This is a genomic window from Vibrio sp. 10N.261.54.E10 (assembly GCF_002877735.2).
Classification (GTDB): domain Bacteria; phylum Pseudomonadota; class Gammaproteobacteria; order Enterobacterales; family Vibrionaceae; genus Vibrio; species Vibrio crassostreae_C.
Genome location: NZ_MCXE02000002.1, coordinates 369,084 through 393,102 on the forward strand (window position 1 = coordinate 369,084; position 24,019 = coordinate 393,102).

Genomic DNA, 24,019 nt, shown 5'->3' on the forward strand with positions numbered 1-24,019 from the left:
GTGACCGATTAGATTGAGGGCAAAAAAATGTTTCTAAAAGAGAAAAAACCGGTGACCTCGTTGATGTAACTGAAATGACCAAATTAACCAACTTATTTCAAGACAGTATCGAAGGTCGGTTTCAAGCAGGCGAAGAACAGCAAGACCCTGAGATGTTTAAAAAGTCCGAACTGATGTTTATGTCAGGGGAAGAGTTACCTCGATGCTGGACAGATCCAAACTACCGCTCAGGGACTAAATAACCTTAGCGCTTCCAGATCACCCGATGAGTCGCAATTTAAGCTCTGTTCTAAAACTGTTTCACGATCGCCTTGTAGGCTATCCCCCTGTTAAAACATTCAGACGCATCTTTACTAGACACAAAAAGCGAGCCACTTGGGCTCGCTTTTGATTGTCTTTTTCTTGCTTAGACTTCAGTTCAGATTACAGAAGTTCTACCGACTGTTGAGCAATCACGAATTCTTCGTTGGTTGGCAAGCTATTATAATCGCACCTATTAACACGGGTTTGGACAGAAATCATTTAGACTATTTACTTAAATCGGGAGTCACCGGATTAGTTCAGGTATCTAAAACTCCAAGGTCTCACCATCAGCAGGAATAAGGACTTTATCTGACAAACCGTTTTTATCAATTGCTTCTTTAAGAATTGGTCGAGTCACTGCACAGTGATTGAGTGCCTCCATATGGTTCGCAACCACCTTATTAGGGGAAAGGCGAATAAACTCCATGACCTCATCAATAGACATCAATAACGGTTGACCAACGTCCATACGAGCACGACCTGCCGCGACTACTGTGATATCAGGTTTCAACTCAGTCAACGCTCGTTTTACATCATCGGTTAGAACTGTATCACCGCTAATGTAAATAGAAGGCTCATTGGGGAGCTCCAAGAAAAATCCAACACCATTAGCCATTACCTTGTGAATCCATCCATGGCCGTGCAAAGCCGGAACCGCGGTGAGCTTTCCGTCTAGAAAGTCGATAGTTTGCCAGTCTTCAATTCCCCAATTTACCGTTAAGTCATATTTGTCTAGGTAAGCCTTATCTTTGGCTGGTGTCGCAACTGGGATATTACGACTTGTTAAAAACGTCTCACCTGCCGGATCTAGGTGATCTCCATGTTGTAATGCCTTGATACCAAGTGTTTGACTGTGAGTAATTAAGGTATGAGTAACCTTGTTTAGTAGCTCATCGGCATTACTTGGCATCTCAACGGTTGGATTTTTCGCGGCCTTAGCCTTAATGACTGAAAACGGAGGCATAGAGCCTTTTTTCCCCAACATAGGATCAATAAGGATAAATGTTTCGCCAGATTCAATGATAAAAGTTGCGCTACGTAGGTGGTGGATCTTCATAATGCCTCTCTAAACTCACTAAGAAGTCATGTTCTCTATACGATTTAGTATGCTACTTTCCGACTTCTTATGATACTGTCTTGAAAGTCAACGTTCGCGCAAATCGAGACACTCATGAACAAATCAAGCGAGTTAATTAAAATTACTATGATAGCCTTCGAAGGCATCAGTGCTTTTCATCTCTCTGTGCCCTGTCTGGTGTTTCAAGATATCTTTTTCGGTCAGCCGGTTCGGTTTAACTTGAGGACCTGTAGCGAAAACAGCTTGCGGTTTGAAACAAGCTCTGGATTTGGTGTGGTTGTCGATAGCGATCTAAGTGCTACCCAAGAAGCCGATATTATAATTATTCCAAGCTGGCCAAATGACCTGCCAGAGCCAAGTGAGCGACTTCTAGAGGCGTTAATAGATCATCATGATAAAGGGAAGTTGCTGGTAGGGCTCTGCCTTGGTTCTTATGTTCTCGCGTGTGCTGGCGTTCTCGATGGCAAACGAGCCACAAGCCACTGGGCATTTACCGAACAATTTCAGCAGCAATTTCCTAAGGTGAATTTTGACCCAAACCCTCTATTTGTTGAACATGAGACTATCATCACCTCTGCTGGAGTAGCAGCTTCACTCGATTGCTGTCTGCACATAGTGCGCCGTTTGTGTGGTAGTGAGCTTGCGAATGATCTCGCTCGTAAGATGGTGACTGCACCATCTCGTAATGGTGGGCAGCAACAATACATACCAGCACCAGTCAACATAAAACCCCTCACAGAGACAAGTATTAACCTTGTGATTGAGCAGGTTGAGCAGAGTCTCAATCAGTCTCATTCACTAGATGAACTCGCTGAGCGCTGTGCGATGAGTAAACGTACCTTTACACGCCAGTTTAAATCCACCTATGGTTGTACATTTGGTGAATGGCTGCAAAATCGACGTTTGGTGTTTAGCCAACGTCTATTAGAAACCACGAAACTATCGATACCTCAAGTTGCAGAGCAAGCGGGTTTTGGCTCTGACAGTGTATTCAGAAAGCACTTTAAATCGGCTTTTCATGTATCGCCGATTCAGTGGCGCACTACATTCAAGCAATAGTCTTAATTTCATTGAGGGCGATGGGGCTAGATCGTCGCATCTATTACTTTTTGTATCTGAAACCTTGCAAGTTCAATTCTAGGCGTTTTTGGGGCATCACAAGCCAGCCCTAACATCACTAGTTTGAAGCTACAAAATGATTTGCCGAAATCAATAGAATGAGTTTTGACTATCTCGCTATAAGGCCACTTAGCGATGGTCTATCCAACATATGAGCACAAAAAAAGCGAGCACTAAGCTCGCTTTTAACTATCTGTTTTTGAAAAAATTACAGCAGTTCAACCGACTGCTGGGCGATCACGAATTCTTCGTTGGTTGGGATAACCATTGCTACTGCGTCTAACATTTCAGACTTAGCGATGATCCCTTCAGCACCAAAGCGAGCAGATTCGTTACCTGCTACATCTTCAACGAAACCTAGAATCTTAAGGTTGTTTAAGATCTCACGACGAATTGGTAGAGAGTTCTCACCGATACCACCAGTGAAGATGATACCGTCTAAAGAATCTAGCGTTGCTAGGTAAGAAGCAACGTATTTCGCTACGCGGTAAGTAAACACCTCAAACGCAAGCTTAGCGCCTTCGTGGCCCTCTTCCATTGCTTCTAAGATGCCACGAGCATCGCTCGTAAGACCAGACACGCCAAGGAAGCCAGACTCCTTGTTTAGAGAGTTAAATACTTGCTCTTGTGACCAGCCTTTCTTAAGTAGGTATTCGATGATGCCTGGGTCTAGGTCACCACAACGTGTGCCCATCATTAGGCCTGAAAGTGGTGTGAAGCCCATAGAAGTATCAACACTGTTACCATCTTTAATAGCACATACAGATGCGCCGTTACCTAGGTGAACAGAGATGAAGCTCGATTTTTCGATTGGCTTGTTAACCATCTTCGCAGCTTCACGGCTAACGAAGTAGTGGCTAGTGCCGTGGAAACCGTAGCGACGTACGCCGAAGTCTGTGTATAGCTCTTTTGCGATTGCACCAGTGAATGCACGTTGAGGCATTGTTTGGTGGAAAGCAGTATCAAATACAGCGAACTGAGGTAGAGAAGGGAAAGCTTCAATTGCAGCACGGATACCGATAGCACCTGCTGGGTTATGAAGTGGAGCTAGGTCAGATAGGCTTTCAATTTCGTTCGTTACTTCTTCAGTAATGCGAACCGTTTGAGTGAACTTCTCACCGCCGTGAACGATACGGTGACCGATAGCCACGATATCAGCCGTGAAGCCTAGGTCTTCCATCAGGCCAACCAATTTGCCAATGGCAATTTTGTGGTGGTTATCTTCACCTTGAATGGCAATTTCAGTTTTCTCGCCTTGGAATTTCCAGCTCATACGAGCATCTTCAAGACCAAAACACTCCCCTAGGCCACTTAATACTGCTTCACCAGAAACAGAATCGATTACAGCAAATTTTAGGGATGAACTACCCGAGTTAATAACCAGAACAAACGAATTAGACATTGGATATGGATCCTGTTTCAGTACGAATTGGATGAAGTGTTTACTTCAATTTTAGTTAAGCCCATTATTCAATAATTTTTGAATCTTTCAACTTTTGTTTTGAAAAAATCACTAAATGAACACAATTAAGTTGATCTTGGTCATTAAATTATTTATTTCGAGAGCGGAATTAAAAAATAGTTGAATAAGAAAATTAATGAACAGGTGACGCAAACGAGTGCTCACGTTATTTTTAACTTGATTCAGTTAATTAAAGCGACTCGAACAAATGCAGGTGATCCGCTTGAAAAACAACCACCCTTCCCTTTCGTCTGCTTATCATTACCGATAACTTTTTGCTTGATTTCTCAATTGCTCAGTGTTTGCATCAAAAAGCTCACTGAAGTTGAGAATAGTGATCTGATCTTATTTTGATTGCCTTCGAGCACAACTCTACGAATAGATGCACTGTAACGACGCTTAGATAGCCTTCACTCTTTGTTTCAGCATCTTGTAGCACGTTCTTTTAGTATAGGCTTAGAACGCGATACAGCTAAGTTTTGGCACTAACATTCGTTCTAGGCGCGATGCTTAGTTTCATGGACGAAGCATAGTTACAGGAACGAAGCTTGATTAAAGTAAGTTAGCTACGAATATCGAGCCAACCAAAGCTTAAGTTCAAATAGCAGGCACAAAAAAGCCGAGCATTATGCTCGGCTTTTAAGTTCAGTGTCTAGACCTAAAGCGTCTAAGCGACAGGTTGATTAACCTTCGTTGCGCTCTGGACGACGACCACGGTTACCACCGCCATTGCCGTTACCATGGCCACGTTCGCCACGGAAGTTACCACGGTGATCGCCACCACGGTTACGGTCGAAACGACGTTCGCCATCACGTCCGCCAGCAGAGTTACCATCGCGAGCACCATCACGGTTGCCACGGTATCCACCACGACCGCCTTCACGGTTACCACCTTCGCGGTTGCCGCCTTCACGGTTACCACGGTAGCCGCCACCATCACGACCGCCACGGTTGCCACCACGGTTGCCATCACGACCGCCGCCGCCACGACGAGGCTCACGGAAGTCATTGAAATCAACAACTACAGCGCCAGCTTCTTTTTGACGAATGCGAAGTTTGCTTAGCTTACCAGCAGTTTCAGAGTTCATTGCTTTTGGCAGTTGAACGTAAGTAGAACCTTGGTCTAGCTTGATAGCACCGATAGAACCTTTAGTTAGGCCAAGTTCGTTTGCTAGTGCGCCAACGATGTCTTTAACCTGAACGCCTTGCTCACGGCCAACTTGTAGTTGGTAAGTATCCCAATCTTGAGTATTGAAGTTGCGACCACCACCGTCACGGCCGTTGTCACGATCTTCACGACGCTCTTTGCGACGGTTCTTATCACGCTCAATAGCAGCGATCATTGGGTCTTCGCCAACGTAGAATAGTGGGCTCTTACCTTGCTGACGCTTAAGAAGCATTGCAGCTAGAGTAGCAGCATCAACTTCTAGAGACTCTTGAAGAGTAGAGATAAGACCTGCAAAGTTTTCTAGTGCTTTGCTTTCTTTCTCAGTTTCAAGTTCAGCGCCAAGCTTAGCAACACGTGCAGCAGCAACTTGGTCACGTAGAGGAAGTTGAATTTCTTCCATTTGAGACTTAGTTACGCGCTCGATTGTGCGAAGCATGCGAATTTGGTTAGTGCGAACTAGTAGGATCGCTTTACCTTTACGTCCAGCACGGCCAGTACGACCAATACGGTGGATGTAAGATTCAACATCGAATGGGATGTCGTAGTTGAATACGTGAGTGATACGTGGAACATCAAGACCACGAGCTACAACGTCAGTTGCAACTAGGATGTCGATAACACCTTGTTTGATGTGATCAACAGTACGCTCACGTAGAGACTGAGGAATATCACCGTGCAGTGCAGCAGCTTTGAAGCCACGTGCAGATAGCCAATCAGCTAGACGCTCAGTGTCTTGACGAGTACGTACGAATACGATTGACGCGTCAGTTTCTTCGGTTTCTAGAAGACGAGACATTGCTTCGTCTTTTTCTACGCCTTTAACAACCCAGAAGTTCTGCGCTACTTTATCAACTGTGTGGTTAGTACCAGCAACGTCAACTCTAGCCGGGTTACGTAGGTAACGGTCAACAATAGTCTTAACCATTGGAGGCATAGTTGCAGAGAAAAGTACACGTTGTGCAGATTCTGGAGCTTGCTCTAGGATCCAAGTAACGTCATCTACGAAGCCCATTTTCAGCATTTCATCTGCTTCATCAAGAACAAATGTGTGTGCTTCATCTAGGTGTAGACGGTCACGAGTTAGTAAGTCTTTAACACGACCTGGAGTACCAACAACAATGTGAGCACCGCGGCTTAGAGCACGCATTTGGTCAACAATTGAAGCACCACCGTAGATTTCAATAACTTTAAGACCTTTGATATCACGGCCAAGGTTTTTGATTTCCGCAGCAACTTGAATCGCTAGCTCACGAGTAGGAGCCATGATGATTGCTTGTGGTTTGTGTTGGTTCAGGTTGATTTTGTTAAGTAAAGGCAGAGAGAATGCTGCTGTTTTACCAGTACCAGTCTGTGCTTTACCTAGTGCGTCACGGCCTTCAAGAAGAAGAGGAATAGCTGCTGCTTGGATTGGAGTCGGAGAAACGAAACCCATGCTATCAAGAGCTGAAAGAATGTTATCGTTTAGGGCTAATTCATTAAATTGAATTACAGATTCGGACATTGGGATCCCACTATATATAAGTAAACAAAAGGTCCCGGGAGCTCTATCAATTCCAATACTGATCCAATCAGATACTGATTCCATTCAGAGTTACGAAGCAGTAATAAAACACTTCAAGCCATTAGGGACGTCTAAGGGAGGCGGATTATTCCCTAAATGCATAAAAAAATCCAGAAAAAATTGAAATACATCACATATTTTTCGCTTTTACATCAATACTGGTTATCATATCGTCAAAACTTGATGAATATCTCGTCACAGCACCCATCTCCTAGCAAATTGACCTAGTTAAATAAGAGGGCAATTAATTAACGCTCACTTCGCCTTTAAGTAGTAATCAAGCCTCGCAATGATTATAGTGTGCTCAATTGTCCTCGATAGATAAAAGTCAAAATGTTTCAAGATAATCCTCTACTCGCTCAGCTCAAGCAGCAAATCCAAGAAACCCTCCCTAAAAAGGAAGGTACCATCAAAGCCACTGAAAAAGGTTTTGGTTTTCTCGAAGTTGATAGCAAAACAAGCTTCTTTATCCCGCCTCCGTACATGAAGAAATGTGTGCACGGTGACAAGGTGATTGCCATCATTCGCACAGAGAAAGAGCGCGAAGTAGCAGAGCCTGAGGAATTGGTTGAACAAGGTCTTACTCGCTTTATTGCACGAGTTAAGCTTTTCAAAGGCCGATTGAACGTTGTTCCTGATCACCCGCAGCTCAAAAAACTGCAACTTAAAGCGAAAGCAATGAAGGGTCTAAACCCTGAAACGCTTAAAGAAGGTGACTGGGTTGTTGCTCATATCGTTCAACACCCATTAAAAGGTGACAATGGTTTCTTGGCTCAGATCTCTGAGAAAATCACAGACGCTGACGACAAGATTGCACCTTGGTGGGTAACGCTGGCACAAAACGATCTACCAAACAGCGAGCCTGAAGGCATCGACAACTGGCTAATCAACGATGACGCCGATCTTGAACGTGTAGACATGACGCACGTCCCTTTTGTGACTATCGATGGCGAAAGCACAAAAGATATGGATGACGCGCTTTACGCGAAGAAGAAAGAGAACGGTGATTTTGAACTGACTATCGCAATTGCTGATCCAACGGCTTACATCTCTCCAGATGATGCGATGGATAAAGTGGCACGCGAGCGCGGTTTCACTATCTACCTTCCTGGTCGCAACATCCCAATGTTGCCTCGTGATCTTGCTGACAACCTATGTTCACTGATCGAGAACGAAGTTCGTCCTGCACTTTGCTGCACAGTAACGGTATCTAAAGATGGCGTTATCGGTGATGACATTAACTTCTTCGCTGCAAACATCAAATCTCATGCTCGTCTTGCTTACGACAACGTATCAGACTGGCTAGAAACAGGTGCATCAGAGAAATGGCAACCATCAGAAGAGATTGCTGCAATTGTTTCTGATCTTCACCAATTTGCTCAAGCACGTTCAGCATGGCGCTCAGCAAACGCTGTTGTGTTCCCAGATCGCCCTGACTACCGCTTTGAACTGAGCGAAGATAACGATGTTGTCGCTATCCACGCTGACATGCGTCGTAGCGCAAACAAGCTGGTTGAAGAATCAATGATCAGCGCGAACATCTGTGCGGGCCGAGTACTAAAAGAGAGCTTCAACCAAGGTGTGTTTAACTGCCATTCTGGTTTCAAGGCTGAGAAAATCTCCGACGTTCTTGAACTGGTAAACCCGCAAGCGGAAACGCCGTTCACTGAAGAGCAAATCATTTCTCTAGAAGGTTTTGCTACTCTACGTCGTTGGTTAGGTTCTTTAGATAACAGCTACTACGACAACCGTATTCGTAAATTCCAAGCGTATAGCGAGATCAGCAATGAGCCTGCACCGCACTACGCGATGGGATTAGATATTTACGCAACTTGGACTTCTCCAATTCGTAAATATGGCGACATGATTAACCACCGTATGCTTAAAGCACACATCTTAGGTAAAGCGCCAATTCAAACACCAGATGAAACTATCGGTGATGAACTTGCCCTGCACCGCCGTCACCACGGCATGGCTGAGCGTAATGTTGGCGATTGGTTGTATGCTCGCACTCTAGCCAATGCTCCAGCAGAAGAAACTCGTTTCCAAGCTGAGATTTTCGATATTAACCGTGCAGGTATGCGTGTACGTTTACTTGAAAATGGTGCTGCTGCATTTATCCCTGGATCTCTCATTCTTAATAATAAAGAAAGAATAGAGTGCAACGGTGATATGGGTACTGTATCTATCGATAAAGAAATGGTATACAAACTGGGAGACGTTTTAGAAGTAGTTCTCTCTGAAGTTAATCAGGAAAGCCGTAACTTAGTAGCAAAACCTACTCAAGTATTTGCGGACTTGCCTAGCGAGCCTGAAACGACAAACGAAACCGAAGCTTAAAGGCTTTAACAGCTACAGCTTTCAAGGTTACGGCTTTCAAGGTCAAAGCTATCAAGGTCAAAAGCTTCAAAGGTTCACTTCTAAAGGCGCTAATTATTAGCGCCTTTTTTGTAAATGTCTCATGCTTAAACAATACTTAAAAAAAACAATCAATAAGCAATCAATTTACAACGTCAAAGAAGCTCACTATGTCATCAATCACAGTTACTCAGTTCAGAAACTTCATTCCCAGGAGACGAGAACGTTATCCTGCCTCTAAAAACGGTATCTTTATAGTGTCGAAAGGCAGCATTTCTTTTGTGTTGCCCAATGGTACTCAAGCCTCGTTGCAAGCGGGAGATTTCACCCTTTACAATTCTGGTCAGATTAAAGACATCACGGTTAACACTGAAAATGGCGAATTCAGCGCAACCTGCTTAGATTTTGATTTGGCTATCTTTCAAAAGTTCATTAATCAGTTCAGCGATTTAGAGTCCGCTCGAATCCCAGACAAGTACATTAAGTTCAATCAAACGGATACTGAGCTCTGTCAGTTGAAAGATCTCATCATGTCACTGGCCAACTCTTCTTCTCAGAATGACTACGCACTCACTCAATTAGGCTTAAGTTTGCTGTCTTTGATGGTGGAACAGTACCCAGCTCTATTGGCTATTATTGCTCGAGCTTCAAGGTTAACCGTGACCCAAAGAGTCATTCATTACATCGAGCAAAACATTGAAAACAATATCTCTTTGGATACGCTCGCCAGTTACATGGGAATGTCACCGGCTACGCTTAAACGTCGCTTATCGGCTGAAGATCTGTCGTTCTCAAACTTATTAAAGATAAAACGTATTGCTCATGCAGCCACTCAGCTAAGAACATCGGATAAGTCGATCACTCAAATCGCGTATGAGTCAGGCTTTAAAAGTGCCGCTCACTTCAGCACGGCCTTTAAAACGTATCACGGAAAAACACCAAAAGACTTCCGATCGCTAGTGGCACAAGCACAACTGCAGAGCGTAAAGCCGCAAGTTTAAAGAAACAAAGCGATAGATTGATGTGGACGTCTTAGTTGGGAACTGGTGTAAACCAAGTGGCTTCAATATTAAGCCACTTGGGTGTGGGATGAGATGATTTGGCTTTGGGATTCAGTGGTTGAGTTTTGATACTCATTGATTCAGCTTTGCGAGCAGGCCACCAGCAAACGTGAAAACAGAGTGACTATGACCAGAAGTACGATTTAGGGTCTTTTTCTATTTCCGCCAAAATAGCATCAAGATCCTTCGATTTAGGAAGGTACGGATACGGCCCCCAATTCACAGAGTCGGTTTCGACATCCCCTTCAAGCGGCACCATCACTAACCAACAAGACAGCGACTCATCAAAAGTCACGCAGACGATCTCGTTTGTATAATCACTGTGAGATGAGTCGAGTAGATAATGCGCCTGAGAAAACAGCACACCACCCTCACACTCTTCATATAGGGATTTGCCTAGCTCGACAGGTAAACTTCGATTTCGAGATGTACAGAGCCTCTCGGCCCCAATTAAAAGACGATTCAGCTCGATATGAATGACGGACATAACACCCCTTGCAACTTCATAGAAACTTCTAAGTAGTGAATTCCTCTACTTAGCTTAGGACTCAACAAACATTTTAGCGAACAAGCGTAATCAAAATACCTGCCCTGCTCCCAGAAACGAATCTTGCTTTCGGAAACCCAGAAAGCTACGACTCATCAAGCGAACAGCTATACATCGAGAGTATGGAATTTCACAAAAGTGTCATATAACCGACCTATCATATGCGACAAATGTTATTAACTAGGAGTTGTTTATGTTACGAGTCGCGCTTGCCTCTCTTTTATCCTTAGCCCTGTCTTCTCATGCTGCTTTAGCACAAGAAACCACTATTTCGGGCTCCACTTCAGTATCACGAGTGATGGATGTATTAGCTGAGGAGTACAACAAGACTCACCCTGATAACTATATTGCGGTTCAGGGCATTGGTTCTACAGCAGGTATTACCATGGTTAATAAAGGTGTCTCTGACATCGGTATGAGCTCGCGTTATTTAACCGACCGCGAACAAGACGAGAAGTTGAAGGTATTTCCAATTGCCTTTGACGGCCTAGCTGTAGTAACTAACCGCTCAAACGCTGTAAGCAACGTTACACGTGAGCAGCTGTTCGATATCTACAAAGGCAAAATCACGAACTGGAAAGCTGTGGGTGGCGCAGATCAGCCTATCGCAGTTGTCACTCGCGAAGCGTCTTCTGGCTCACGCTATAGCTTCGAAAGCTTGCTTGGTTTAACGAAGATCATTAATGACCGTCTAGTGTCTGACATCAACCCAAATAACTTGGTTGTAAACAGCAACAGCATGGTTAAAACGATTGTTAACCATAACCCACACGCGATTGGTTTTATCTCTGTTGGTTCAATCGACCGTTCGATTAAAGCAATTACATTTGAAGGCGTAGAGCCAACATCTAAGAACATTGCTAACCACAGCTATGAATTGGCTCGCCCATTCTTGTTGCTGCACAAGACAGACTCAGTTTCTGACGAGAGCAAAGACTTCATCAAGTTCGTGAAGTCAAAGCAAGGGCAAGACCTTATCGAAGAGTACGGCTACACTCGCATTAAATAAGTGAGTGAGTTTTATCTTATGAAAAAAAAGAGAGAGCATTAAGCTCTCTCTTTTTTTTGGAATCTATATGGTTCGTTTAGAAGTGAAGTTGAATCACTGAAACGATCACAGCGCCAGGACGACGAATACCTTCGATTTCGACGCGAATTTCGCGTTCAATCTCTAGGCCTTTCTTAATTGGCGTTACTTTTGTTAGCGTACTTTTAGCACGAACATTACTGCCCGATTTAACAGGGTATGGGAAACGTACTTGGTTAAGACCAATGTTTACGACCATCTTCGCTGTTGGGAATTGAGACTTGTCAGGGTCAACACTGTCAGTCAATCGAGGAAGCAGAGATAAAGTTAAAAAACCATGTGCGATGGTTGTTTTGAACGGAGAGTCTGTTTCCGCTTTTTCAGGCTCAGTGTGAATCCACTGCATATCTTCAGTAACAAGGCCGAACTGGTTAATACGGTCTTGACTTACATTGATCCAGTCGCCAGTATGGATGACTTCACCGATCTGTTGATTAAGCTCATCAAACACAAGTTGTGCTTCTGGCTTAAGTACGATCGGCTGTTCCATCGGCATCTCTGGTGCATCTTCATTGACAGCAGGTTTATGGTGATCACGAACCCACGCAAAGAAATGGCTATTTTGCGTACGATTAAGAAAGTCGCCCCAGTAATCTCTAAGAGCTGGAGACATCCATTGCATAAACTCTGAGTGTTGCGAAGACATGCTATCGCCTCGGTGTTTAAATAAATCAATGACTTTCATAAGAACCTCAATGCACAAAAAATTTCAATATAACTTCGTAATTTTGAAACACTTCACACTATTGTGCAAATGTTTTCGAGCATACAACCGTTAGCTGAACCTTGTTAAAATCATATTAAACATATACTTACCAATAAAACATCATTTTATTACAAAACCCAAATTAGAGTGTTAGCTCTATCACATGACAAACATTTGTTTATATAAAAGGCGTTTTTATTCATAAGTGGAATAAAAAAAGGCTTAGCGCAATGCTAAACCTTAGTTTTTACAAGGAATTAGTTTTCCGAGGGTTGGTCTTGTAAGAGACGAATCTTACAAGACACTCAATCCCCTATTCGTCATCAAGCGGAACCAGCTTGGTATTACCACCGTGTGCTTTCTCACGCTTACGTTGCACGAATGCGTAGAAGCCAGGGATTAGGAACGTACCCGCCAGTAACACACATAACAGGCCGCCGATCAGTGAAATACCCAAAGAGTTCTGACTCACGTGACCTGCGCCCGCAGCAAAGATAAGCGGGAAGATACCTAAGATGAACGACCAAGACGTCATGTTCACAGCACGGAAACGCAGTGTACCGCCCTTCACCGCTGCATCTTCAATCGGTGCGTCTTTCTCTTCACGCTCTACCTTTGCGAATTCCACAATCAAGATTGCGTTCTTCGCGGCCAAGGCTATCAAGAGAACCAAACCTATTTGTGCATAAAGGTTCAGCGGAGTGCCCGTTAGATTCAATGCCAAGAAGGAGCCTAAGGTTGCGACAGGTACCACGAGGATAATCGCAATCGGAATTGTCCAACTCTCGTATTGAGCCACCATAAACAGGTAGATGAAGATCAGAGCCAGTGCGAAAGCAAAGATCGCTTGGTTACCTGCTAGTACTTCTTGGTAAGCCATGCCTGTCCATTCGTACTGATACCCCTGAGGCAATACTTCTGCAGCTACGCGTTCCATTGCCGCAATCGCATCACCACTTGAGTAACCTTCTGCAGGTTGACCTTGAATCACGGCACTGCGGTACATGTTGTAACGCCATGCTACATCTGGTTCGAAGATCTGATCGTAAGTCACCAATGTGCTTAACGGGATCATCTCGCCATTAGACGAACGAACGTGGAATCGTTGTAGGTCGTCCATGCTGCTACGGTGTTCACTGTCAGCTTGCATGGTTACGCGGAAGTTCTTACCAAACATGGTGAAGTCGTTCACGTACAACGAACCAAGGTTACCTTGTAGTGTTTGGAAAATTTCCGACAACGGAATACCTAATTGCTGCGCTTTCTCACGGTCAATATCGACATAGTAGTGAGGTACGTTCGCACGGAAAGTACTGAATGTGTGTGAAATCTCAGGCTGTTTGCTCGCCTCAGCTATCACGTCATTCATCACCATAGCAAGATCAGTACGGCTTCGGCCTAGCGTATCTTCAAGTACAAACTCGAAACCAGACGCGGCCCCCATGCCCGGAACTGCAGGAGGCCCCATCGCAAACACGACAGCTTGAGGAAGTTCAGTCGCAGCACGACCATTAATACGCTGTGAGATAGCCTGAGCAGAGTGTTGACCATCCAGTGCATTACGCATGTCCCAATCGTGAAGCTTGATGAACATTGACGCACCATTCGACGCAGAAGCGCCCGTCATAAATGCGTAGCCGTTAACCAGTGTTACGCCATCAACACCCGGCTCTTGTTCAACCATTTCAAGCAGCTGCTTAGTCACTTCTTCGGTTCGAGACAAGGATGCCGCGTCAGGAAGCTGAACGTTAACCAGCAAAATGCCTTTATCTTCTTGAGGTACAAACGCCGTAGACGTTGTCTTCGCAAAATAAGTCACAGCCGCCAAAGCCACAAAGAAGAAAGTGAACAGCAGAACGCCTTTCTTAACTAAGAAGCCAGCCACTTGACCGTATTTGTTAGTAACAGACTCTAGACCACGGTTAAATGCTTGGTACCAACGCGCCGTGTTACCACCACCCTGCTTAAGAACCAGTGAACACAATGCAGGTGATAGCGTTAATGCGTTAATTGAAGAGATAACAACCGCGATACAGATAGTCAGAGCGAACTGACGGTACATGATGCCAGTAATACCAGGAAGCATTGCAACAGGGATGAATACCGCAAGTAGAACCAAGGTCGACGTAATGATCGGCCCCGTTACTTCTTTCATCGCAATAAGCGTGGCTTTACGCGGTGAAATGGTTGGGTCTTTAGCCATTGTGGTATCAACGTTCTCGATAACCAAGATCGCATCATCTACTACGATACCAATCGCTAGTATCAAACCAAACAGGGTTACCGTGTTGATGGTGAAACCCGTCATCTGCATGATGGCAAACGTACCAATCAAAGATACCGGAATCGCAACTACAGGAATCAAGGTTGCACGCGCACTACCCAAGAACAGGTACGTTACCGCAATAACCAGCAAGATGGCTTCGATTAAGGTCTTTACTACCCCTTTGATCGACTCAGCAACAAACAGTGTAGTGTCGTAACTTGCTTCATACGCCACGCCTTCTGGGAAGTTCTTGCTTAAGTTTTCCAGCATCGCCATCACAGCTTTGCCACTTTCCAGCGCGTTAGCGTCTGATTGAAGTGACAGCGTTACGATCGACGCATCTTGACCACGGTATTTACCATTACCGTCGTAGAACTTTTTACCAAGCTCAACACGTGCAATGTCTTTTAAGTAAACCGTTGAACCGTCTTGAGTTGCACGAAGAACAACATTTTCAAACTCATCAGCTGTTTCTAATCGGCCTTTTGTTACCAAGTTGAACTGCACTTCTTGTGCGTTGTTATAAGGTGCAGCACCAATACGGCCTGCAGCAACTTGAACGTTCTGCTCTACCAACGCGCGATTCACGTCTGAAGTGGTGATATTGAGGTTAGCCATTTTCTCAGGATCTAACCAAACACGCATCGCGTATTCACCACCACCCAACACGTTAACTTCACTGATGCCCTTCACACGAGCCAGTTGGTCTTTAATGTTTAGGTTAACGTAGTTGATCAAGAATTGATCGTCGTACTCACCGTTTGGCGAATAGAAGTTCAATACCATCAAAAGGTCTGGTGAACGCTTTTTAACGGTGACACCCACCATTCGAACTTCTTGCGGAAGCTTCGATTCGATTTGAGCAACTCGGTTCTGAACGTTGACCTGAGCCATATCTGGGTCAGTACCAACATCAAAGGTCACATTAAGGTTGTATGAACCATCGTTAGCGCTTTTAGAAGACATGTAGATCATATCTTCAACGCCGTTAACCGACGTTTCTATGGGGTCGGCTATCGCCTGTTCTACTACTTCAGCACTTGCACCTGTGTAGAATGCGGTAACACTTACAGAAGGCGGGCTGATTTTTGGATATTCCGCCACTGGCAAGATAGCGAGAGAAATCGCACCCGCCAGCGTTAAGATTATGGATATGACAAGGGCAAACTTGGGCCTTTGAATAAAGAAACGACTCAACATAAATAAGCCCCTTACTCAGCTTTTTCAGCAGCAGGTTGAATGCGAACGGACATACCATTACGCACACGCTGTAAGCCTTGAGTGATCACTGTGTCATTCTTCTCCAGACCGGAATGAACAATCACACCACCTTCAACCTGACGACCCATCTCGATGTTTCTGCGCTCAGCAACGGGTTCGGCTTCTCCTTCAACTAATACCATCACGAAGTCGCCTTCGAGGTCGGTTTGCACTGCACGACGAGGAATAGTCACAACATCAATAGGTTGTTTTTCACGTAGATCAACGCGAACGTGTTGGCCTGGAAGTAGTTGCTGATTCGGGTTATCAGCAATCGCACGCATCGCGATCGTACCAGTATTAAGGTTGATACGGTTGCCCAAGAAGTCAAGCTGACCTAGATGTTCGAACGCTTCACCGTTCTCAAGCATGATCTGAACTTCAACACCTGCAGAGTCGCTGCTGCCATCGCCTTCGATGCGGTCCATACCCAGCTCAATACGCTCACGCTCACTGATGCTGAACGATGCATGGATTGGGTCTAGGCTAACCAAAGTTGTCAGAACACCTGAAGACGGTGAAACTAGGTCACCTTTACTTACTTTAGTGTCACTGATTCTTCCAGAGAAAGGCGCGATAATTTTGGTGTGAGAAAGTTGGACATTCGCGGCGTTTAACTGAGCTTGGCTTGCTTCTAACTGTGCTTGAGAACCTAATAGGTTTGCCGTTAATGCATCAAATTCAGATTGAGAAATACTGCCCTTAGGAAGTAGGTTCTTACCACGATTGAAATCAAGTTCGGCTTTTTTAAGGTTGGCATTCGCTTGAGCAACAGCCGCTTTCGCGCTTGCTACTTCTGCTTCAAATGATGAAGGCTCAATTGAGTAAAGCAATTGCCCCTTCTCGACCATTTGGCCTTCTTTGAAATGGCGGCTTTGCAGGTAGCCAGAAACTTGTGCAGTAATTGCCGTGTCTTCAACGGCTTCAATACGACCGATGTACGACTTACTTTGTTGGTGAGAAACGACGCTAACATCCTGTACAGCTACGAGAGGTAAAGGCGCTTGCTTGGCATTCTGAGCATCTTGCCCACATCCAGCAAGAATAAGAGAGCTTGCAAGAGCAGTAAGGATCAACTTTTTACGCATGGTTATACCGTCACTTATTAGTATTTGAACAGCATAAAATTTACGTAACACCTCTGTTACCATTGTCCGAGGAATATCAATTATAACTGGCCAAAGTGTATCAATATGTTAATTGAAACCAAGTGCTTATAAAGTGATTACAAACACGCTACAATTCCTAAGTAAATCAATCTCTCAGCTTTTGTTCTCTATGGATATTGTCTAACATAATGTATTGTCAGACAGATAAGCATTCACATTTAATTGTTAAGGAATTCTCATGATTTCAAAATGGGCTAAACGTTTCTATCAAATGGCGGAATTGGTCGGTTCTTGGAGTAAAGATCCTTCAACTCAAGTCGGCGCCGTAATCACTAAGCACAACCGCATTGTTTCTGTTGGTTTTAATGGCTACCCACATGGCGTGTCTGATAGTGCGGATACTGATGACAGAGAGATGAAGTACCTCAAGACACTTCACGCTGAAGAAAATGCGATCTTATTCGCCAAGCGTGATTTGGACAGCTGTGAAATCTGGGTGACTCACTTTCCTTGTCCAAACTGTGCAGCCAAGATCATCCAAACAGGAATTTCAGCAGTACACTGCCCAGAGCAAAGTGAAGACTTTCTTTCGCGTTGGGGCGATAAAATCAAAGTGAGCCAAGATATGTTTGAACAAGCAGGCGTAAAAGTCGATTGGTTGCCACTGGCTGACCTAGATTAAACGAACAGATAGCAAGAACAAAAAAGCCGAGAGTCGATCTAATCGCTCTCGGCTTTCTTTTGTTTGGACTTATAGTTTGGACGCTATAGTTTGGACGCTATAGTTTAGAGACTATAGCTTGGTCACTGTAAACTGATGAGCAAACTAAGCGCTCGTTGGGAATGCTTCCGCGTACGCTTCCATAAAGTCTTTACGAATATCTTGCTCTAAATGAATCGCTTTTTCGGTCGGACAGAAGATCATAAAGTGCACTTCTTGCTCACCTGTCGAACTGCTTGTGATATGGATGTGAGGCTCAGAACCCGGAAGGTCAACACCAGCGTGCTTTTCGATCACACCGTTGTAACGGCGAGCAACATCGATAAACTCTTCGCAATGCTCTTCAATTTTCACAATAAGACCCGACAGCATAGGGTATAGGTTTACAAAGTCTTTCACCGTCACAAAAAAGTTATGATAAACATAACGCTTCATGAAGTTGAGGTTCTTAACCGGATAAGTGAAGAACATGCTATTAGGCAGCGTGGCTGTCTTGCCAGTGAAGTGATATTGCCCATGATACAAATCGATTTCTTGAATCACGGTCGCCATCAGATTGTGCTCAATCACTTCACCGCTGATTTTACCCACTTCGATCCAGTCGCCGATTCTAAATGAACGAGAACTCGCACGCTGAATAGAACCGGTGAAACACAAAATGATCTCTTTTGAAGCCACTACTATCGCAACAGCAATGGCCGTGACAGATAGCGCAAACTCGCTGATTTCGGATTTCCACAGCACAAATAACGTCACAACAATAATCGCGAATGTGCCGTTTTTGGTTCGTGACATCCAGTTACGTTGGTCTTCACTAAGGAAAGCAACATCACCTCTTATTTGAGATAAGGTGATTCGGCGAATGATTAAAATAATAGTGATAATCAACGCACTAAAAATAAACTTATGAGCGAGTAGAAAATCAATTACTTGCCACACTTTTTCCATTACTTATTCCTTAGCATTACAACGACGAGCTTTACAACGATTAGCGGAGACTTCGCTATGAAAAAGCGCTCAAAAATAGAGCGCTTTTTTACGTGCCTAAATCAGCTATTGGTAAGGCTATCATTTTATCTTGGCAGAAGTAATAAATTGGCCAAAAGTTTCACACCAAATCACAACCGTATTAAATCGATTAAGATCAGTACCTTCGGGAAGCTCAACCATAAAGCGGTCGAATGTTTTCACATCTCCGACTCTCAATAACTCGTTCTTGCTGTCATTGAAAGCGTGCTCGGTTTCAATGAACTTAGGCGAGAGATAAACCTTGTAATCAGGTCCCGGCGCCAATTCACCTTCAAAAGCGATCGCACTTTCGGATACTGAGACGATGCCTTCTCCCCAGTGCAAGAAGTCACTGTCTTGTCGATCTTTAGTGAACTCGCCCGTGTAGATAGCCTGCTCACTGATCGCTTCAACAGAACTTGAGGAAGGAGAATCAGGCTCAATCAAGATAGGCAATGCGTAAACACCTAGCCCAAAACCAACAGCACCCACGGCTAAGTGGGTGCAAAGTAAAACTAACTTTTTCATCGCGTACTCCCTTATGCTTAAAGAGAGTATTATTGAATACTCTCAAAAATACAAAGAGATATAACGCTCTGATGTTCTATTTTTGGTAATGCGTTGCTGTACGTTGAGACAATTCGACAATCACTTTTACCGCTTGCTCCATGCCTTGAATGGTAATGAACTCATGAATACCGTGGAAGTTGTAACCGCCAGTAAAGATATTCGGACATGGTAGCCCCATGAAAGATAAGCGAGCACCGTCTGTACCACCTCGGATTGGTTTAACCATTGGCTCGACATTGCACTCAATCATCGCCTGCTTGGCCAATTCAATAATATGTTGATGCGGTTCAACCATCTCTTTCATGTTGAAGTAGCTATCGGTTAGCACCAGCTCAACACGGCCTTTCTCAAGGCGCTCATTCAGCTCATCGACTTTCTGTTGCATGAATGCTTTACGCGCTTCTACACCCTCACGTTCAAAATCACGGATGATGTATCCCAGTTCAGAGCGAGCCACACCCATTTCCGCCGATTTCAGGTGGTAGAAGCCTTCATAACCTTCTGTGCACTCTGGTGTTTCTTGCGCAGGCATCATCAATTGGAATTGCGCTGCAATGTTCATCGAGTTCACCATTTTATCTTTTGCGGTGCCCGGGTGAACGTTCACGCCATGACAGATAACATCGGCGCTCGTGGCATTGAAGTTCTCAAATTCCAACTCCCCTACTGGGCCACCATCGATGGTGTACGCCCACTCGGCGCCAAATTTTTCAACGTCAAACAGGTTCGCACCGCGACCAATCTCTTCATCCGGCGTGAAACCAATGCAGATGTCGCCGTGTTTGATGTCTGGATTCGCTTTCAGGTAAGCAATTGCACTGATGATTTCAGCGATGCCCGCTTTGTTGTCGGCACCAAGCAGAGTTGTGCCGTCAGTCGTAATCAGGTCGTGACCATGTAAAGAATCAAGATCTGGATACTGGCTTGGGTTCAAACTCTCGCCACTTTCCCCTAATTCAATCGTTCCACCTCGGTAATCTTTAATCACTTGTGGTTTCACGTTGGCGCCTGATGCGTCAGGAGCGGTATCCATGTGCGCCACAAAGCCAATCGCAGGCACATCGTAATCGACATTCGACGGCAGTTTCGCCATCAAGTATCCATTGTCATCTAAAGACACATCAACTAAGTCTAATGCCACCAATTCTAACTTTAAGGCTTCAGCAAAGGTAATTTGACCCGGTGAACTTGGGCATTGCTGATTAGAAGGATCGGATTTGGTATCAAAAGTAACGTAATTCAGAAAACGTTCTACAAGCTTTTCCATAATTCATCTCACCATGGATTAAGTAATTGATTTACTGACTTAATTATTATGTCGATAAGTGATACATCGTTAAATAAATACGAGCACAGAGTCAGTAGCGAGGGTTTTCATCTTACGCCCCTGACCATGTATGTAATTGCTCTAAATCATTATTGTGCGAAATTAGATGCGCTTCCTATACTTGAAAACAGAGGGTTTCGTCAGTTAAACATTGCATACGGATGATAAGAGATCGCTTTGTACGCATTCTACGCCCTCCGCTCTCAGCCTAACAAAAGTACAAAGTGGATGATGATCACAATTTATCCTTGATGCAGAATCTGTCATACGTTGCACGGAGACACAGTTATGACGATTAATAAATATTTCATTTTCTCTCCTCAAGCCTCTGAGGAAACGCTTCGACCAGTATTAACTGAGAAAGAAGTTCAAAGGCAGGAAGCTCTAAGACAGGCGCAGATCCAGGGTGGATTAGACACAAACGCGACCTCGTAACTCAATGAATACCTAGCACTATTAAGACCCCTATAAAAAAGCTCTACGCTCTATCCGGTAGAGCTTTTTTTATTTTTGATCTGTTCTCCTCTCCCCCACTCCCAAACAAGCTGAACATTAAACCTTCGCTCATTGCTTGTTGTTCTTCACTTCTCGATCACCAATTGGCTCATAGTTTCTCGCGAATGTATTTTCACGCATTGCACACACTAGCTTTCAGCGCTGAGAAATGACTCACTAAACTCCCCGATGCCATACCTTGTCGTGTCATTTTGTGCTAATAATTCATATTCGTTTTCATTCCTCATTCGCCCTCTTTTCAAAACTATAATGCGAGTACCAGAGAACCTAACCACAGGAACCCCGAATTCAATGGAATATTCAAAGCTAGGAAGTAGTCAAATTCCCGTTTCCCGTATCTGTCTTGGCAGCATGACTTGGGGGCTACAAAATACGCAGCAGCAAGCCGACCAACAGATCGAATACGCATTAAGCCAAGGTATTAACTTTATCGATACTGCAGAGATGTACGCGGTTCCACCTTCTCCAGATACCTACGGAAAAACAGAAGCGATCATTGGTAACTGGTTATCGCGTAACCCACAGCGTCGACAAGAGTTGATCATTGCGAGCAAAATTGCCGGGCCAGGGCTTCCTTGGGTTCGAGATGGTGGGCCGATAACAGGTGAAGCCGTGATCGCAGCCGTTGATGCATCATTAAAACGCCTACAAACAGACTATATCGACCTTTACCAACTTCACTGGCCAAATCGCACTACACCTCACTTTGGTAAGCATTTCCCGAATCACATTCGATTTAGTGATATTGACCGAAAGCAGCATGAAGCTGAGATGTTGGAAATCCTACAAGCACTGGCAAGCTGTATTAAGGCGGGTAAAATTCGCCATGTCGGGCTTTCAGATGATTCTACTTGGGGCATTAACACTTACCTCAAGCTGAGTGAAAAACACGATTTGCCACGTATGGTTTCGATTCAGAATGAATTTAGCCTACTGCACGCAAAAGACTGGCCATATCTGATTGAGAACTGTGTGCATGAAGATGTCGCTTACCTGCCATGGTCACCTTTAGCTGCAGGCATGTTGAGTGGAAAGTACATCGATGGCGCAAGACCGGAAGGCAGCCGTTGGACTTACATGCAACGTAAAGGCATTTTCCGTGACACTGAATCTGCCAACGAAGCGGTTAAAGGCTATGTTGAAGTAGCAAACGCTCATGGATTTACTCCGAGCCAACTGGCATTGGCATGGTGTAATCAAGTTGATGGGGTGACGTCCACCATCATTGGTGCAACTACGATGGAGCAGCTAAAAGAGAACGTAGCCGCTTTCAGTAAACCGCTATCAGAAGAGATCCTGACTGATATCAACACAGTATTTAAACGCTACCCGGCTCCGTATTAGGCTGTCAGTTCAACTTAACTTAGGTGAGTAAATCCCATAAGAGCGCGCTATTTAGTGCGCTTTTCTTTTTTAAGTAGGTTGCTTTTGCTTTTTATATGGATCGCATTGAGTCATCACGCTTTTGGTTCGCTAACCTTTGCTCTATAATGCGCGGGCTTATATCTAGGATAAAAACATGATTTCAAAAAACCAATTAAAACTCCTTCGTGCTTTGGGCCAAAAGAAACAACGTAAAGCCCACGGCCTGTTTCTAGTTCAAGGTGAAAAGAACGTTCTTGAGCTGTTCAATAGTGACTTAGTCGTGAAGAACGTCTTTGCTACCGCTGATTTCTTATCTGAAAATCATGCTTCACTGATTGAGTTTGATTGTGTTGAAGCCTCGCTGGATGATCTAACCAAAGCAAGTACTTTGGTAAGTAACAATGCCGCGATTGCAGTTGTTGAGATCCCAACGTTTGAACTACCAGAAGCAACAGGACTGATGATTGCGCTTGATGGCGTTTCAGACCCTGGCAACCTAGGTACGATTATTCGCGTAGCAGACTGGTATGGCATCAAGCATATCGTTGCGAGCAGTGATTGCGCAGACCCATACAACCCTAAAACTATCAGCGCGACTATGGGCAGCTTTGGCCGAGTACACGTAAGTCAAACTGACTTACCAGCTTACTTAGAGCAAGCGAATCTACCGGTTTACGGTGCATTTTTGGAAGGCGAAAGTGTTCATAAGACTGACTTCACTGCAAATGGCATTTTGCTGATGGGCAGCGAGTCTCACGGTATTCGTGAACACGCCGCTAAATACGTGACAGATAAGATTACGATTCCAGCATTCGGTGGCGCAGAGTCTTTGAACGTTGCAATGGCGACTGGCATCATTCTCGACAACATGCGTCGTCAGCACAGCTAGACCTCTAAGCTAACTAGCCAATCGACAGTGTTCAGATATTAAAAAAGGCGTATTGATTAAATCAGTACGCCTTTTTATTTGAGTTCTTTTCAACAATTACTTTTCTAGCATTGCCAACTTATCACACACACCATTCCACTTTTCAGCGTCATCCATTGGTGCTTTTACTTCCGTTTGCACAGGCCAAATCTCAGCGAGCTCTGCGTTCACTTCGATGAAGATCTTTTGATCTTCTGGCAGTTCGTCTTCTTGGAAGATCGCTTGAGCATCACATTCAGGTACACATAAACCACAATCGATACATTCGATCGGGTTAATTACCATGAAGTTTGGGCCTTCATGGAACGCATCTGCGGGGCACACTGCCACACAGTCTGTGTATTTACATTGAATACAATTATCGCCTACGACAAATGCCATGATGCTCTGCTCTATAAGTTAGTCAAAATTGAAGAATGGGGATAATACTCATCCCAAAGCAAAATTCAACATCATACGGCTCTAATATCGTGTCTATTTGCTCCATGTTTCCAAATTA

The 24,019-nt window shown here is 44.4% G+C and carries 20 protein-coding genes; 9 read left to right on the forward strand and 11 right to left on the reverse strand.

The genetic code is table 11. The features are described from left to right. The first annotated feature begins 74 nt into the window (after positions 1-74). Complete coding sequence (locus BCU07_RS12900) at positions 75-242, forward strand: hypothetical protein (RefSeq protein WP_017062447.1); 168 nt, start codon at positions 75-77, stop codon at positions 240-242. Between the two features lie 326 nt (positions 243-568). On the opposite strand, the gene BCU07_RS12905 is transcribed toward BCU07_RS12900, so the two are convergent. Further along, positions 569-1,360, reverse strand: coding sequence for an MBL fold metallo-hydrolase (locus BCU07_RS12905; RefSeq protein ID WP_102428005.1), 792 nt, complete (start codon positions 1,358-1,360; stop codon positions 569-571). A gap of 114 nt (positions 1,361-1,474) precedes the next feature. Here BCU07_RS12905 and BCU07_RS12910 point away from each other — a divergent pair, with 114 nt between their 5' ends. After that, the gene (locus BCU07_RS12910; protein ID WP_102428004.1) at positions 1,475-2,440 is read left to right on the forward strand and encodes a GlxA family transcriptional regulator; all 966 of its coding nucleotides are present in this window, start codon (positions 1,475-1,477) and stop codon (positions 2,438-2,440) included. Positions 2,441-2,708: 268 nt separating this feature from the next. Here the strand turns inward: BCU07_RS12910 and BCU07_RS12915 are convergent, their stop codons facing one another. Both BCU07_RS12915 and BCU07_RS12920 read right to left on the reverse strand, forming a co-directional pair. Beyond that, positions 2,709-3,902 carry an acetate/propionate family kinase gene (locus BCU07_RS12915; protein ID WP_017064366.1) on the reverse strand — a complete coding sequence of 398 codons (1,194 nt, stop codon included), beginning with the start codon at positions 3,900-3,902 and terminating at the stop codon, positions 2,709-2,711. A gap of 743 nt (positions 3,903-4,645) precedes the next feature. Further along, positions 4,646-6,715 (reverse strand): DEAD/DEAH box helicase, encoded by a 2,070-nt coding sequence (locus tag BCU07_RS12920; protein ID WP_081325397.1) that lies wholly within the window; start codon positions 6,713-6,715, stop codon positions 4,646-4,648. A 309-nt stretch (positions 6,716-7,024) separates the two neighbouring features. Here BCU07_RS12920 and rnb point away from each other — a divergent pair, with 309 nt between their 5' ends. Both rnb and BCU07_RS12930 read left to right on the forward strand, forming a co-directional pair. Continuing rightward, the gene (rnb, locus tag BCU07_RS12925; protein ID WP_102428003.1) at positions 7,025-9,031 is read left to right on the forward strand and encodes an exoribonuclease II; all 2,007 of its coding nucleotides are present in this window, start codon (positions 7,025-7,027) and stop codon (positions 9,029-9,031) included. Between the two features lie 188 nt (positions 9,032-9,219). Then, positions 9,220-10,050, forward strand: coding sequence for a helix-turn-helix domain-containing protein (locus BCU07_RS12930; RefSeq protein WP_017064362.1), 831 nt, complete (start codon positions 9,220-9,222; stop codon positions 10,048-10,050). A gap of 184 nt (positions 10,051-10,234) precedes the next feature. Here BCU07_RS12930 and BCU07_RS12935 read toward each other — a convergent pair whose 3' ends face one another. Beyond that, the gene (locus BCU07_RS12935) at positions 10,235-10,597 is read right to left on the reverse strand and encodes a DUF3024 domain-containing protein (RefSeq protein ID WP_017059495.1); all 363 of its coding nucleotides are present in this window, start codon (positions 10,595-10,597) and stop codon (positions 10,235-10,237) included. Positions 10,598-10,850: 253 nt separating this feature from the next. Between BCU07_RS12935 and BCU07_RS12940 the strand changes: the two genes are divergently transcribed. Then, positions 10,851-11,666, forward strand: coding sequence for a phosphate ABC transporter substrate-binding protein (locus BCU07_RS12940; protein ID WP_017064361.1), 816 nt, complete (start codon positions 10,851-10,853; stop codon positions 11,664-11,666). A gap of 76 nt (positions 11,667-11,742) precedes the next feature. On the opposite strand, the gene BCU07_RS12945 is transcribed toward BCU07_RS12940, so the two are convergent. The 3 genes from BCU07_RS12945 to BCU07_RS12955 all read right to left on the reverse strand — a co-directional run bounded on the left by BCU07_RS12945 (position 11,743) and on the right by BCU07_RS12955 (position 17,064). Continuing rightward, complete coding sequence (locus tag BCU07_RS12945) at positions 11,743-12,429, reverse strand: MaoC family dehydratase (RefSeq protein ID WP_102428002.1); 687 nt, start codon at positions 12,427-12,429, stop codon at positions 11,743-11,745. Positions 12,430-12,763: 334 nt separating this feature from the next. Further along, positions 12,764-15,916, reverse strand: coding sequence for an efflux RND transporter permease subunit (locus tag BCU07_RS12950; RefSeq protein WP_102428001.1), 3,153 nt, complete (start codon positions 15,914-15,916; stop codon positions 12,764-12,766). 11 nt (positions 15,917-15,927) lie between these two features. Continuing rightward, complete coding sequence (locus BCU07_RS12955) at positions 15,928-17,064, reverse strand: efflux RND transporter periplasmic adaptor subunit (RefSeq protein WP_102428000.1); 1,137 nt, start codon at positions 17,062-17,064, stop codon at positions 15,928-15,930. 259 nt (positions 17,065-17,323) lie between these two features. Here BCU07_RS12955 and BCU07_RS12960 point away from each other — a divergent pair, with 259 nt between their 5' ends. Next, entirely contained in the window at positions 17,324-17,767 is a 444-nt protein-coding gene (locus BCU07_RS12960; RefSeq protein ID WP_017059490.1) for a dCMP deaminase family protein, read from the forward strand. A gap of 144 nt (positions 17,768-17,911) precedes the next feature. On the opposite strand, the gene BCU07_RS12965 is transcribed toward BCU07_RS12960, so the two are convergent. The 3 genes from BCU07_RS12965 to pepT all read right to left on the reverse strand — a co-directional run bounded on the left by BCU07_RS12965 (position 17,912) and on the right by pepT (position 20,651). After that, the gene (locus BCU07_RS12965; RefSeq protein ID WP_102427999.1) at positions 17,912-18,754 is read right to left on the reverse strand and encodes a mechanosensitive ion channel family protein; all 843 of its coding nucleotides are present in this window, start codon (positions 18,752-18,754) and stop codon (positions 17,912-17,914) included. A 120-nt stretch (positions 18,755-18,874) separates the two neighbouring features. After that, complete coding sequence (locus BCU07_RS12970) at positions 18,875-19,342, reverse strand: DM13 domain-containing protein (protein WP_017064357.1); 468 nt, start codon at positions 19,340-19,342, stop codon at positions 18,875-18,877. A gap of 76 nt (positions 19,343-19,418) precedes the next feature. Further along, positions 19,419-20,651 (reverse strand): peptidase T, encoded by a 1,233-nt coding sequence (gene pepT, locus BCU07_RS12975; protein WP_017059487.1) that lies wholly within the window; start codon positions 20,649-20,651, stop codon positions 19,419-19,421. A gap of 348 nt (positions 20,652-20,999) precedes the next feature. Between pepT and BCU07_RS12980 the strand changes: the two genes are divergently transcribed. From BCU07_RS12980 to BCU07_RS12990, 3 genes are all read left to right on the forward strand, one after another. After that, positions 21,000-21,146, forward strand: coding sequence for a hypothetical protein (locus BCU07_RS12980; RefSeq protein WP_017059486.1), 147 nt, complete (start codon positions 21,000-21,002; stop codon positions 21,144-21,146). 372 nt (positions 21,147-21,518) lie between these two features. Next, positions 21,519-22,571, forward strand: coding sequence for an aldo/keto reductase (locus BCU07_RS12985; RefSeq protein ID WP_032545660.1), 1,053 nt, complete (start codon positions 21,519-21,521; stop codon positions 22,569-22,571). 175 nt (positions 22,572-22,746) lie between these two features. Beyond that, positions 22,747-23,481 carry an RNA methyltransferase gene (locus BCU07_RS12990; RefSeq protein WP_065584752.1) on the forward strand — a complete coding sequence of 245 codons (735 nt, stop codon included), beginning with the start codon at positions 22,747-22,749 and terminating at the stop codon, positions 23,479-23,481. Between the two features lie 96 nt (positions 23,482-23,577). Here BCU07_RS12990 and fdxA read toward each other — a convergent pair whose 3' ends face one another. After that, complete coding sequence (gene fdxA / locus BCU07_RS12995) at positions 23,578-23,901, reverse strand: ferredoxin FdxA (RefSeq protein ID WP_065584753.1); 324 nt, start codon at positions 23,899-23,901, stop codon at positions 23,578-23,580. Positions 23,902-24,019 lie beyond the last annotated feature (118 nt).

Excerpts from the sequence above, each read along its gene's own strand:
- BCU07_RS12900 (WP_017062447.1), top strand. The coding sequence starts at position 75 with ATGACCAAATTAACCAACTTATTTCAAGACAGTATCGAAGGTCGGTTT.
- BCU07_RS12905 (WP_102428005.1), bottom strand. The coding sequence starts at position 1,360 with ATGAAGATCCACCACCTACGTAGCGCAACTTTTATCATTGAATCTGGC.
- BCU07_RS12910 (WP_102428004.1), top strand. The coding sequence starts at position 1,475 with ATGAACAAATCAAGCGAGTTAATTAAAATTACTATGATAGCCTTCGAA.
- BCU07_RS12915 (WP_017064366.1), bottom strand. The coding sequence starts at position 3,902 with ATGTCTAATTCGTTTGTTCTGGTTATTAACTCGGGTAGTTCATCCCTA.
- BCU07_RS12920 (WP_081325397.1), bottom strand. The coding sequence starts at position 6,715 with ATGGAATCAGTATCTGATTGGATCAGTATTGGAATTGATAGAGCTCCC.
- rnb (WP_102428003.1), top strand. The coding sequence starts at position 7,025 with ATGTTTCAAGATAATCCTCTACTCGCTCAGCTCAAGCAGCAAATCCAA.
- BCU07_RS12930 (WP_017064362.1), top strand. The coding sequence starts at position 9,220 with ATGTCATCAATCACAGTTACTCAGTTCAGAAACTTCATTCCCAGGAGA.
- BCU07_RS12935 (WP_017059495.1), bottom strand. The coding sequence starts at position 10,597 with ATGTCCGTCATTCATATCGAGCTGAATCGTCTTTTAATTGGGGCCGAG.
- BCU07_RS12940 (WP_017064361.1), top strand. The coding sequence starts at position 10,851 with ATGTTACGAGTCGCGCTTGCCTCTCTTTTATCCTTAGCCCTGTCTTCT.
- BCU07_RS12945 (WP_102428002.1), bottom strand. The coding sequence starts at position 12,429 with ATGAAAGTCATTGATTTATTTAAACACCGAGGCGATAGCATGTCTTCG.
- BCU07_RS12950 (WP_102428001.1), bottom strand. The coding sequence starts at position 15,916 with ATGTTGAGTCGTTTCTTTATTCAAAGGCCCAAGTTTGCCCTTGTCATA.
- BCU07_RS12955 (WP_102428000.1), bottom strand. The coding sequence starts at position 17,064 with ATGCGTAAAAAGTTGATCCTTACTGCTCTTGCAAGCTCTCTTATTCTT.
- BCU07_RS12960 (WP_017059490.1), top strand. The coding sequence starts at position 17,324 with ATGATTTCAAAATGGGCTAAACGTTTCTATCAAATGGCGGAATTGGTC.
- BCU07_RS12965 (WP_102427999.1), bottom strand. The coding sequence starts at position 18,754 with ATGGAAAAAGTGTGGCAAGTAATTGATTTTCTACTCGCTCATAAGTTT.
- BCU07_RS12970 (WP_017064357.1), bottom strand. The coding sequence starts at position 19,342 with ATGAAAAAGTTAGTTTTACTTTGCACCCACTTAGCCGTGGGTGCTGTT.
- pepT (WP_017059487.1), bottom strand. The coding sequence starts at position 20,651 with ATGGAAAAGCTTGTAGAACGTTTTCTGAATTACGTTACTTTTGATACC.
- BCU07_RS12980 (WP_017059486.1), top strand. The coding sequence starts at position 21,000 with ATGACGATTAATAAATATTTCATTTTCTCTCCTCAAGCCTCTGAGGAA.
- BCU07_RS12985 (WP_032545660.1), top strand. The coding sequence starts at position 21,519 with ATGGAATATTCAAAGCTAGGAAGTAGTCAAATTCCCGTTTCCCGTATC.
- BCU07_RS12990 (WP_065584752.1), top strand. The coding sequence starts at position 22,747 with ATGATTTCAAAAAACCAATTAAAACTCCTTCGTGCTTTGGGCCAAAAG.
- fdxA (WP_065584753.1), bottom strand. The coding sequence starts at position 23,901 with ATGGCATTTGTCGTAGGCGATAATTGTATTCAATGTAAATACACAGAC.